This window comes from Brevundimonas vesicularis (genome assembly GCF_014204545.1).
GTDB classification, from domain to species: domain Bacteria; phylum Pseudomonadota; class Alphaproteobacteria; order Caulobacterales; family Caulobacteraceae; genus Brevundimonas; species Brevundimonas vesicularis_B.
The window spans coordinates 17,214-27,867 of the sequence record NZ_JACHLJ010000008.1 but is presented as its reverse complement, the minus strand read 5'-3'; the positions used below and the strand labels follow the sequence as shown (position 1 = coordinate 27,867).

Annotated in this window: 10 protein-coding genes; 4 read left to right on the top strand and 6 right to left on the bottom strand. The window is 60.8% G+C overall.

All coding sequences use genetic code 11. The annotated features are described in order from the left end of the window. A partial coding sequence (locus HNP47_RS15965; protein ID WP_184280347.1) for a hypothetical protein occupies window positions 1-793 on the bottom strand: 793 nt, incomplete at its 3' end. Between HNP47_RS15965 and HNP47_RS16195 the strand changes: the two genes are divergently transcribed. Continuing rightward, window positions 793-3,324, top strand: a complete 2,532-nt coding sequence (locus HNP47_RS16195) for a site-specific DNA-methyltransferase (RefSeq protein ID WP_221415187.1) — start codon at window positions 793-795, stop codon at window positions 3,322-3,324. The genes HNP47_RS15965 and HNP47_RS16195 overlap by 1 nt on opposite strands. On the opposite strand, the gene HNP47_RS15945 is transcribed toward HNP47_RS16195, so the two are convergent. Next, the gene (locus HNP47_RS15945; protein WP_184280346.1) at window positions 3,321-3,731 is read right to left on the bottom strand and encodes a hypothetical protein; all 411 of its coding nucleotides are present in this window, start codon (window positions 3,729-3,731) and stop codon (window positions 3,321-3,323) included. The genes HNP47_RS16195 and HNP47_RS15945 overlap by 4 nt on opposite strands. Next, window positions 3,728-3,958, bottom strand: a complete 231-nt coding sequence (locus tag HNP47_RS16550; protein ID WP_311770089.1) for a DUF6626 family protein — start codon at window positions 3,956-3,958, stop codon at window positions 3,728-3,730. Before HNP47_RS16550 ends, HNP47_RS15945 begins: the two co-directional genes overlap by 4 nt. Window positions 3,959-4,004: 46 nt before the next feature. On the opposite strand from HNP47_RS16550, the gene HNP47_RS15940 reads away from it, so the two are divergent. The 3 genes from HNP47_RS15940 to HNP47_RS15930 are packed head-to-tail and all read left to right on the top strand — an operon-like array spanning window position 4,005 to window position 5,062. Continuing rightward, a complete protein-coding gene (locus tag HNP47_RS15940) occupies window positions 4,005-4,478 on the top strand; it encodes a hypothetical protein (protein WP_184280345.1) in 474 nt (157 codons plus the stop codon). After that, window positions 4,475-4,873, top strand: coding sequence for a hypothetical protein (locus tag HNP47_RS15935; RefSeq protein WP_184280344.1), 399 nt, complete (start codon window positions 4,475-4,477; stop codon window positions 4,871-4,873). The genes HNP47_RS15940 and HNP47_RS15935 overlap by 4 nt, the downstream gene beginning before the upstream one ends. Before the next feature lie 15 nt (window positions 4,874-4,888). Next, window positions 4,889-5,062, top strand: coding sequence for a hypothetical protein (locus HNP47_RS15930; RefSeq protein ID WP_184280343.1), 174 nt, complete (start codon window positions 4,889-4,891; stop codon window positions 5,060-5,062). On the opposite strand, the gene HNP47_RS15925 is transcribed toward HNP47_RS15930, so the two are convergent. The 3 genes from HNP47_RS15925 to HNP47_RS15915 are packed head-to-tail and all read right to left on the bottom strand — an operon-like array spanning window position 5,059 to window position 10,654. Continuing rightward, on the bottom strand, window positions 5,059-7,152 hold the full coding sequence (locus HNP47_RS15925; protein ID WP_184280342.1) for a UvrD-helicase domain-containing protein: 2,094 nt from the start codon (window positions 7,150-7,152) through the stop codon (window positions 5,059-5,061). The genes HNP47_RS15930 and HNP47_RS15925 overlap by 4 nt on opposite strands. Further along, the gene (locus tag HNP47_RS15920) at window positions 7,149-7,736 is read right to left on the bottom strand and encodes a hypothetical protein (protein WP_184280341.1); all 588 of its coding nucleotides are present in this window, start codon (window positions 7,734-7,736) and stop codon (window positions 7,149-7,151) included. The genes HNP47_RS15925 and HNP47_RS15920 overlap by 4 nt, the downstream gene beginning before the upstream one ends. Continuing rightward, complete coding sequence (locus HNP47_RS15915; protein ID WP_184280340.1) at window positions 7,736-10,654, bottom strand: site-specific DNA-methyltransferase; 2,919 nt, start codon at window positions 10,652-10,654, stop codon at window positions 7,736-7,738. The genes HNP47_RS15920 and HNP47_RS15915 overlap by 1 nt, the downstream gene beginning before the upstream one ends.

Genomic DNA, 10,654 nt, shown 5'->3' with positions numbered 1-10,654 from the left:
GCGAGCGATGTCCGATAGCCTGTTCGAGATCACGCACCAACTCTGACGTCCATCGAAGTCCTGTTACTGTCCAAAGACCGCGTGCGTGCAGAGCGTCCGCCTTCTTCTTCAATGACCACTCGTCCCATTCGTCGATGTCGATGATCCGCATCCGCATGTATCGGTGGAACTGCTCCAGCCGCTGTCGAGGAGCTTGAACTTTATCCGATCCAGTTTCCGGGCCGCGTCTACGACGCCGCTGGCTTGAGCGCTGCTGGTCCCAATATCGGTTGAGAGAGAAATGTTCGATAGCGTCCGCAAAGGGCAATATCCGAACTTGCCAAAACGGTTCGCTATTGAGCCGCTGGTTCAACACATTGTTGGGGCGCCACCTTCCTCCATCCTGAAACTCGACAGATATGACTGCGGTCATCGGGTCAGCCATCGCCATCGCTTCGTGGAATGAGCGCTGGATTCTCTCGTCCCAACCGAACTGCGGTTGAAACTGAAGAGCGCATTCCGCTCGGCACTTGAGACCGAGTTGATCGGCAACTTCCAAGATGGCTTCTCGCTGACGCCTGATGGTGTAGCTGGCCAATACGGCGCTGCCGATACCATCGGCCAACTCCTTGCGACCCACGGCGGGAAACGTCCAATAAACGCCGATGAAGCTGTCTGCGAATAGTTCCTGAGCGACGTCCTCGATGTCGGAAGCCGCTCTAATATAGAGAGTTTTCTGGGATTTCACGTCACGACGGCCAGTGCGGAAGCTGGGGATATTTTGAAGCTCCCAACCACAGACCGGAGCTTCCAATGTCCAACATCGTCGCCACTGCTGAACGAACCGTGCAAGCCAGCCCCATTGTTGCTTCCAACGATAATCTGCCCACTCTCACCCCGCCGCCAAATGCGCCTTCCGCTCGTCTCCTGAAGGGTGAGTGCATCGCGATGATGAGCGCGATGACGGCCGCGTCGGTCGATCTGGTCGTGACGTCGCCGCCCTACATGAACATCGGCATGGAGTATGGCGACGCCTTCGACACCATCGAAGATTACATCGAGTTCTCGCGCCAATGGATCACGGCTGCCGCTCGTGTTCTGAAGCCCGGTGGCGCGATGTGGATCAACGTGGGCATGCACAAGGCGGGTCCGAACAGCCGCGTGCCGCTGACCTATTATCTGTTCCCGCTGATCGCACGGACCGGCCTGACGCTCGTGCAGGAGATCGTCTGGGATCGCCGCGCCCAGCAGAATACCACCCAACGCTTCTCCACGCGCTCCGAGCGCTGGCTCTATCTGGTGAAGCCGGGCGTGTTGAAAGGCGGTCGCGGACGTCGCAAGAACATCGCGCCGACGTTCAATCTCGACGATGTGCGCCGTCCCTCGACTTCGGCCGACAAACGCAACAACCCGGCGGGAGCCAACCCCGCCGACATCTGGGATTTCACGCAGGTCCATGGGACGTCAAAGGAGCGCACCGCGCATCCGTGCCCGTTCCCGCAAGCCATGATCGAGCGCATCGTGCTGGCGTGCTCCAATAGCGGCGACGTCGTGATGGACCCGTTCGGCGGCTCTGGGACGACAGGGGCGGCAGCAATGGCGCACGGCCGATCTGCGATCATTATCGAGCGTGAGCCGAGCTACTGGTCAATCATCGAGAAGCGTCTCGGACTGGAAGATGATGCCGTTCGTCTGATGCTCGGCGAAACCCTCGCCCGAATGGCTGAAATCGCGGATCAATCCGTGGACCTGATTGGTGCGGACCTTCCTTACGGCTGCACGCGGGCACCGTGGGATGAGATCATCCCGATGGAAGCGCTCTGGGCCGAGTATCGACGCATCCTGAAGCCGACCGGCACCATCGTTCTCACATCGGCGGGGATGTTCTCCGCGAAGCTGATGATGGCCGCGCCCGACCTCTACAAATACTCCTTGGTCTGGGAGAAAACTCGCGCCACGCGCTTCGTTCACGCGAAGTCGCAGGTTCTGATGGAGCATGAAGACGTTCTCGTGTTCTCGAAGGGCGGCGTCGGAAACCGCGCTGCCAGCCCCATGACCTACAACCCGCAGGGACTGGTGGAACTCTCTAAACCTCGCGTGAGCCGCAACGGCGGGGTGGGATCGGCCCTCTACAAGGCCCACCCCTACCGCTCTGATTCCGAGCGCCGCCAGACGCACACCAATTATCCCCGCTCGGTCCTGCGCTTCCCGTCCGTCAACAAGCCGGTTCACCCCACCCAGAAGCCTGTCGAACTGTTCGACTGGATTGTCCGCACCTACTCCAATCCCGGCGATGTCGTTCTGGACAACACGATGGGGAGCGGCACGACCGGCTGCGTGGCGCTGGCCGCTGGCCGCAAGTTCATCGGCATCGAGCGCGATCCCGAGTTCTTCCAGATCGCCAAGCAACGCATCGAAGCGGTTGAGCCGTGCCTGTCGCCTGATCTGGCTTTGACCCTGCCTTCCGCCGCCAACGGTGAGATCGCACCGACAACTGCCGCGAACGACGACATCAAGCAGGAAGTGCCCACTCACGATCTCGCACCCACGATCCTCAACAGCGACTGCCTGACCGGAATGAAGCAGATGGCTGACGGATCGGTCGATATCATCTTCACCAGCCCGCCCTACAACCTCGGTGAATCGAGCGGCGGCGGTTTCAAAGGACAAAAAGGGCGCGGCAAGTGGAAGAACGCCAAGCTGGCTGACGGCTACGACGGGCACGACGATGCTATGCCCTACGCGGATTACGTCGCATGGCAGAAGGCGTTCCTGCTGGAGTGCTGGCGGTTGATCCCCGAGGACGGAGCGATCTTCTATCAGCACAAGAATCGCGTGCAGAACGGTTTGCTGCGGACGCCGCACGAACTAAATCCCGGCTTACCACTGCGCCAAATCATCATCTGGGATCGCGGCTCGGGTCATAACTTCAACGCCGCCTTCGCCCTGCCTACGCACGAGGTGATCTACATCTTCGCCAAGCCGAAGTTCCGCTTCCGCAAAGGTCATGGGCTGAAGGATGTCATGAAGCTGCTGGCAGATAAGGGCAATCAGCATCCCGCCCCGTTCCCGGTCGAACTGCCGCGCATGATCATCGCGGCGACGAATGCCAAAACGGTCCTCGACCCCTTCCTCGGTTCTGGATCGACGGGCGTGGCCGCTTTGATGGAGGGCCGCCGCTTTATCGGCATCGAGCAGTCAGCGGACTACTGCCGGATGGCCGAGGAACGCCTCGGCGTCGTTCTTCAAGGAGATGCGCCGCTGCCGGATGATCTGCGTGGAAGTTCCAATGACAATGCCGATCTCGCAGCGGATCAAGCTCCGACGCTCGGCGACGCGGCTTAGGAGGCGTCGCTGGACGGGAACACATCCGGCCACAGGTTCAGCGGCATCGATATGGGCGGTCGCCCGAGGATGCCGCTGAACACCTCCATCAGCCGTTCGACATCTGCCAAATGGAAGAACTCGAAGTGCTCCAGAGCGGCCCAAGCGTAGCGGTTAGTGGGAAGATGCTGATCCAGCCAGCCTTGCACGCTCGCTATGTTTGCCTCTCGGACAAGCAGGGAAACGTCTCCGGTAGGCCGCAGGTCGCCGAAGGCGCATCGAACATAAATTGCCTCCGCGACCGACGAGAGGGTGAGAAGCTGGTCGCCCATCGGACTCGTGACTGCGCCGGTTCTCATCTGCCGGAGAACTGCCTCCAGCGTCGCCTCGTTGTCGCTGGGAAACTGGAAGACGTGGTGATAGTTCATCGTCGCGCCTCCGGCTTCAGCCAAAGCACCGCCCAAGCGACCCTCGCTGCGAGTAGCAGACGACCCTCGCGCCAGAGGGTCTGAAACAGTTCGATCAAGGCATCAGCGGAAGGCCCTCGCCCAGATCGGAGGCAGAGATAGTTCTCTGCGCGGCCAAGCCATGCGCTGCTGAAATGCCGCTGGGAGTCGGTCAGCCCGCGCGAGAAAAAGTGGTGGTAGATGTCCATACCGGAGGGTCTCCTTTCCGATATTTATCCAACCCTCGGAGGTGGAATGACCGCAGGCTCGAACATCAGTTCAGCGACCGTCGAAGTGGCGGGGCGGAACTGGCTTACGGCTCAACTCCTGATGCGCGGTTTCGAAGTGGCCACCCCCGTCGTGGACCGAGGCGTCGATCTCATTGTCTTCAAGGAAGTCGGTGAGCAGGGCATCCGGGCGCTCCCTCTTCAGTTGAAGTGCTCCTCGGGTGAAAGCTTCAGTCTGGACCGGAAATACGAAGGGCGAGGCATTCCGTTGGCCTACGTCTGGAATGTCACGAGCGCGCCAGTCGTATTCCTGATGACCTATGAGGAAGCTCTGGTGGTCCTCGGTGCCAAAGCGACCGCTACGAACTCGTGGTCGGCTGGTGGCAAATACGCTGTGACCCGCGTCGGCGCCGACCTGCGACAGCGACTTCAGCCCTTTGAAGGTCGCTGGGATTGGCTCGCCGAACGATTAGCGGCCCAGCCTGAATCGGGCGCCTCATGACGAAAGCAGCACAGATCAGAGCGCTCGCGGCCAAGGGCTTCACGACCGCCCAGATCGCTGATCAGGTCGGCGTGCGCTATCAACAAGCCTACAACGTCCTGAGACGCTGCGGCCTGTTGAATAGCCCTGAGCGGGCCACGAAGCCGAGTTCGCCGCGCGTTCGCAAAGCTCTCCCAAACAAGCCGCCGCTCACGGTAGCTCTCCTTAGGGAGGGAGGCTTCAGCCGCGTGGGTGCATGGACCGTGACCGAGGCGTCGCTCGTTCAGGGCGCAGATTTCCCAAAGGAACGTGGTGTGTATGCCTTTGTGAAGGACGGCGCCGCGCTCTACGTCGGTCTGGCCACAAAGGGGGTCTTTCAGCGCTTCCGATCCTACTGCCGACCGGGCAAGACCTAGAGGACCAGTAGGCGTTTGAACGCTGCTCTCATTGAAGCGGTCGGTGTCGGCGACGTCATCGAAGTCTACACCGCCCATCCGCCCGATCTGACGTGGAACGGCATGCCGGTGAGCGGAGATGCTGGTCTCGAACTCGGCTTGATCCAGAACTTCGATTTGCCGTGGAACATTCGGGGCGCGGGCCGCTAGACGCCGAAGTCTTCCAAGAACTCTGACGCCGGATTTACGCCCGTCACCAGCAGGTGGTCGCGGGCGCGGGTGCAGGCGACGTAAAGGAGGTGCCGCTCGGTGTCGTAGACCTCCTGCAAATCGGACTCGTCGGCGACGCGCTCGATGCGGTCCTGATCGGGAATCACCTCGTCGTCGCAGGCCATGACCACCACGGCGCGGAACTCCAGTCCTTTCGCCAGATGCATGGTGCAGACGGCCAGCTTATTCGGCTCGGCTTCCACCTTGTCGCTGAGTTCGACGGCCGCCGCGCCGCTCAGCTTGGCGGCGGCACGTGCACGCTTCATCTCGGCGTCGGATCGGACGAACAGCCCAATCTCGTGCGGCAGACAGCCTTCTGCGATGCGGGCAGCGATCCATGCGCCGACAGCGGTCTGTTCGTCGCCGATATCGTCGAACGTCTGGACGATGGGTTCAGCGCCATCGAACACCGAGACGGTGCCGCGTCGGCTCTCGGTCACGCCATCGACATCGGTGACTGTGATGGGCAGCAGGCGGTCAGCGTGCGACCTGATCTGGTGCGAAGTTCGGTAGTTGATCCGCAGGGTCGATGACCGGCCTCGAACGTCCAGACCGAGAGATTTCCACGAGAATGGCTGCTGGAAGATGCGCTGACCAATGTCTCCAGCGAAGAACAGGGCCTCGGGCCGGTCCTTTGTGAGAGCGCTGAGGAATCGCGCTTCGGACACGCTGATGTCCTGCGCCTCGTCCACAATGACGAAATCGAACGGTTCCGCAGCGCCGCTGCCGTAGTGGTCCGCCAGTCGGCCAAAGATGTCCGCCCACGTCACCAACTTGCGATCACGCAGGCCCGCGCGGACCTGTTCGAACACCGCCCAAAGGGTCTCGCGCTGCTTTCCGCCGATCCGGGTCTTGCGGCCCAGCCGGGAGACGTCGCGGTAGTCCTCCCACGAGGTCAGTCGCCATGCATCGACGACATCGGTCCACTCGCCGAGCAAAAAATGCGGAGTAAAGCGCGGCTCGGCGATATCCTCGGCCGCCTTGGTAATTAGCGACTGGATCACGCTGGTCGAAGCCAAGGTCGGTTGGCCGAATAGCTGGGCGTAGAGATCGTAGCCGACACCCGTCAGAGCCTGCACATGGATACGTGAGGCAATCTCTGGCTGATTGCCTGTCAGGTGCGCCAACTTGCCCTTCAGCGCGTTCGCCAGAGCCTTGGAGAAGGTGGTCAGCAGGATGCGAGATGTCGGGTTCGCTCGGGCCAGATGGACGGCTCTGTGCAGCGCCACGATGGTCTTGCCGGTGCCCGCAGACCCGGTGACGCGCGCCGGGCCGGAATAGGTGCGTTCGACCGTTTCTCGCTGCGCCGGGTGCAGGAACACCGCCCATTTCTCCCAAGGAGAGTCGAGCGCGCGCTCCAGTTCCTCGACGTTGGTGAGAATACGGAAGCGGCGCTGGGCGTCCGGGTGTTCGAAGGGATCGATGTCTGGAGCCACAGGTTCGGGTGGCGCGGGTTGTTCGCCGACTGCCAGCTTCAAGAGAGCTTCCTGCGCTTCCTGCGGCAGGTGTTCGAGCAGATCGAACAGGGTCGCCTCGGTCGCTCGGCGCACGTCCTCGACCCATTCCTCGGGCACCCCGAATGCCATCAGTTCGAACTTGCGGAGATTGTCGAACAGCAGCGGTAATGGCTTGCCGGTAGGCATTACTACCGGCGCGGGGGCGGCCGGTTGAGCGGGTGGCGACGGCAGTTCCTCGACACGTTCCCGCACCTCGACCAACTGCATGGCGCCGGTCGTCGGATGCCGCTCTATCTTGCGCCGCTCGGCCCAGCGATAGGCGTCGTCGTGGTGATCGACGTAGGTCAGCAGGATGCTGCCGGGTGTGCGGTGGACGATGACCCGAATGTCGGCATTGACCCGCACCGACCAGAAGTTCGAGTCCTTCGCCCGATCCAGCTTGTGAAACGACAGACCCGGCGACGACGGGTTCATCTGGAGATCGAAGGCCGTCGTCTTCACGGCCTTCTGCTCCTGCCCGGTCAACCGTGCGAGGCTCTCGGTGAAGGTGTCGGCGATGCGGAAGTCTGTCACGTGGTGCGTTTCCTGCTGGTATCCCGGCCATGGCGGACCAGCATCCACGGATAGATGATCTCCTTCGGCATCCGGCCCGCGAAGTGGTAGCCGCTGTTCACGATGTGCCAAGCGTTGCCGCCGTTGCTTCCCATGCCGGGCAGCGTGAACTGCTTTTTCTCGTTTCGCAGTTCGCTCCCGATGGACCAGATCAGCAGGTGCTCGATCTCCTCCAAAGCGGTATGAACGCGCTCCAGTCGGTTGCGTCCCTTAATCGAGTCCAGCTTGGCGTAGGTGAACATCACCGACCCCCGCTCGCTGACGATCTGCTTGGCGGTCTTATGATTGCCGAAGCGGGTGCGCGGGGCTTTGGTCAGGCCAACGTATTCGATCTGGTCGCGCTCGCGCGAACTCCAGTGATTGCGGATCAGCGCGTAGAGGAACGGCTCGTCGGTATCGAACGAAGGCTGGTTTTGCCCCTTCTTCCACTCCGTGGGCTTCTCCCAATGGAGATCGACCCGTTTGAAGAGAGGGTAGTCAGCGGCATTGCAGATGTCCGCAACGTCATCCCCCCAATCGGCGGGCTTGGTCCGGGGGATCGGCATCAGCGCGCCTCAAACACCTTCATCACCTCGTCGCCGAGGTGGTTGATGACCTTCACGGCGATGCGGCCGGAGGTCGGCTTGGGGAAGGGGCGGCTGATGTCGCTGTTCAGGGTCGCCCACGCCTCCTCGTCGATCTCGGCCTTCAAGGTGGTCTTCAGCGCCTTGTAGGGGTCGTTGGCGCCGAGGAAGTAGGCGTGGCGGACGAAGAAGCTCTCTTCATTGTAGTCGGTGTCCAGCATCCATAGGGCGATGCCGTCCGTGTCCTCGGAAACCACCTCGCCAGTCTGAGGCTTGAAGACATCGACGCCTGACACCTTAACCCGGATCAGTTCGGCGCCGTCCGTATCCTTGCCCGCGTCCTCGATCTTGATGTCCGGTTCACCGAAGATGACGAACAGGTTGCCTGCTCCGGTTGCTGCGAGGTCGCCCGCCATATGCAGGTCCGGGTTCATGCGCGCCCGCAGCACCGGCACCCGGCCGAGCTTGGAGAACTCGGCCGAATGGGCGTCGTAGTTGAAGGCGCAGGCGACCAGCACATCGAAGCCTGCATCGCCCGCTTCACGAGCCGCTTGAACAAGGTCCGGGCGTGATACGGTGCCAAATTCAGGGCCGATGAAGATGCCAGCCCGTTTCTCGACCTCACCTTCCAGATAACGACCTTCGGCACAGATCAGGTCGCCCGGCCAACCGATCAGGCTGGTGAAGGTTATCCGATCCTCCTTGTGCGCCTGCTGAACGCCTGCGACGCGCAGGTTATTTAGTATCATGCTCGCGAAGTCGTCGGGACCGTCGAACGCTGCTCCCTCGTCGGCCAGACCCGCACCGGTCAGGTCGATAAGTTCGTCGTCTGGTCCCACGGCCATAGTGATGTGCGGGGACAGGCTCTCGACCGTGAATGGCCCGGCCACACGAACCTTGGCACTGTCGGAATAGGGCCTGTCGTAGAGGTATTCGGAATCCGCCTTGGCCGCGATGGAGGCATCGATCTCCTGTTGCCGCGCAGTCCGTGCTTTCCAAAAGCAGGAAAGGGCTTCGTGCGCTTCGGCGGGCCAATCGGCGCCCGGTCCGCGCGGAATCTCCCATTCCATGAAACCGTTCGCGGGGGCCACGTCCCCTGAAGGCAACCTCACTTCGCCGTCCGCTGTGAAGTCGATTTTAGTTCCCGCACGGCCACCGGTCTCGACGGTGAACGGGGTAGGGTGCCCTCGCAACGCTTCGTTCAAGCGGGCGATAGTTGCCTCGACTTCGGGCTGCATTCTTTCCCAAATGGCATCTATTTCCGTGTTGTTCGCAATAGACTTCAAAGTGACATGCGGCACGCGCTCATAGACGAAACCTTGCCGAATTGATCCAAACACTGGGGTCGTCCTTACGGGACCCCGAGTAATAGCGGCCTCCTTGTTTTGCCCTTCGATGCTGTCGGCGAGGAGATAAAACGGATAGCGAGCACCCATGAGGCGCGCGCGCGCGAGCGCGATTGCAACACGGCTTGTATCTATGGTGATCCATCGCCGACCCCACTGTTCGGCGACGTAGGCGGTCGTGCCCGAGCCGCAAGTCGGATCAAGAACCAGATCACCGGGGTCGGTCGTCATCAGAATGCAGCGTTCCACAGTTTTGGAGCCGGTCTGAACCACATAGATTTTCTCGTCTGTGAAGTTGCCCGTCCCAGTATCGGTCCAGATATTGGAGATGGGCAGAACACCCGAGTCGGAATGGAACCGCCGATAGCGGAAACTGTTCGACGCAAGGTGAATGCGCTCCGAACGGGCCAGCCGCTCCATTCCCAACGGGTAGTTGGGCTTCCAGTGAGAGTTCTTGGGCCAAGGGTCTTGAAGCACTCCCCGGAACGCGAATGGCTGCGCGTCTGATGCTCGTCCCTGAGATATCAGATTATCTGGATTGTAGGGGCGCGCACCCTCCGGAATCATCCGATCTTCGTTTTTCTCTTTAACGTTCACACTGCGATAGGTGAAATCTTCCATCAACAGCCAGCTAGCGTTGCCACTCCCCAACTCAAATGGCTTCTCTCTCAATATAGGACGAACCTTCATCTTATCTTTGTTCTTACTGAACCAGATAACGTAGTCCGCCACGTTTGAAACAGCATTGCCGGAGAACCCATATGTTTTCTGGACTACGAGAGTGCTTACTGCATTCTCCTCCCCAAAAATCTCGTCCAGTAGTGCGCGGACGCGGTGGACGTTTTCATCTCCGATTTGAACAAAGATCGAGCCGCTCTCGCTCAATAAATCCCGCGCCACAACCAGCCTGTCGCGCAGGTAAGTCAGATAAGAGTGGATGCCGTCCTTCCACGTGTCGCGAAAGGCACGGACCTGTTCCGGCTCGCGGGTGATCTGATCCTTTGCTCCATCTTTCACATCACGCGACGTGGTGGACCATTGGAAATTTGAGTTGAACTTGATGCCATAGGGCGGGTCGAAATAGATACATTGCACCTGACCACGCAGACCCTCGCGCTCGGCCAGTGACGCCATGACGGACAGGCTGTCCCCCGAGATCATCCGGTTCGACCAGTGCAGGTCGTGCTGGTAGAACTCGGTCACCGCCTCCTTGTCGGGCAGGCCATTGAAGTCGGCAAAGAGGTCTGGGATGGACTCGTCGGCCTCGGCTCTCCGGGCCTTCGTCTGGCGCTTCAGGTCGTCGATCAGCGCCTTGGGATGCAGCTTTTCCTGCACATACAGCGGCGGCGCCTGAACGATCAGGTCGGACCAGTCCTGTTGATCCTTGCCGCGCCAAACCAGTTGGGGATCGAGGTCTCGGTTGCGGCGCTCATAGGCCACCTGCAGCGGCGACTTGTCCTCCTCGCGCATCAGAGACTCGAACTCGGCGGTCGGGATGTTGATCCGGGTGGCGTCGTGCTTCAGCGCCTCAATGGAGATCGGCTTCTTCGCCAT

Coding starts and splice junctions, on each gene's coding strand:
- HNP47_RS16195 (WP_221415187.1), top strand. CDS start 793: ATGTCCAACATCGTCGCCACTGCTGAACGAACCGTGCAAGCCAGCCCC.
- HNP47_RS15945 (WP_184280346.1), bottom strand. CDS start 3,731: ATGAACTATCACCACGTCTTCCAGTTTCCCAGCGACAACGAGGCGACG.
- HNP47_RS16550 (WP_311770089.1), bottom strand. CDS start 3,958: ATGGACATCTACCACCACTTTTTCTCGCGCGGGCTGACCGACTCCCAG.
- HNP47_RS15940 (WP_184280345.1), top strand. CDS start 4,005: ATGACCGCAGGCTCGAACATCAGTTCAGCGACCGTCGAAGTGGCGGGG.
- HNP47_RS15935 (WP_184280344.1), top strand. CDS start 4,475: ATGACGAAAGCAGCACAGATCAGAGCGCTCGCGGCCAAGGGCTTCACG.
- HNP47_RS15920 (WP_184280341.1), bottom strand. CDS start 7,736: ATGCCGATCCCCCGGACCAAGCCCGCCGATTGGGGGGATGACGTTGCG.
- HNP47_RS15915 (WP_184280340.1), bottom strand. CDS start 10,654: ATGGCGAAGAAGCCGATCTCCATTGAGGCGCTGAAGCACGACGCCACC.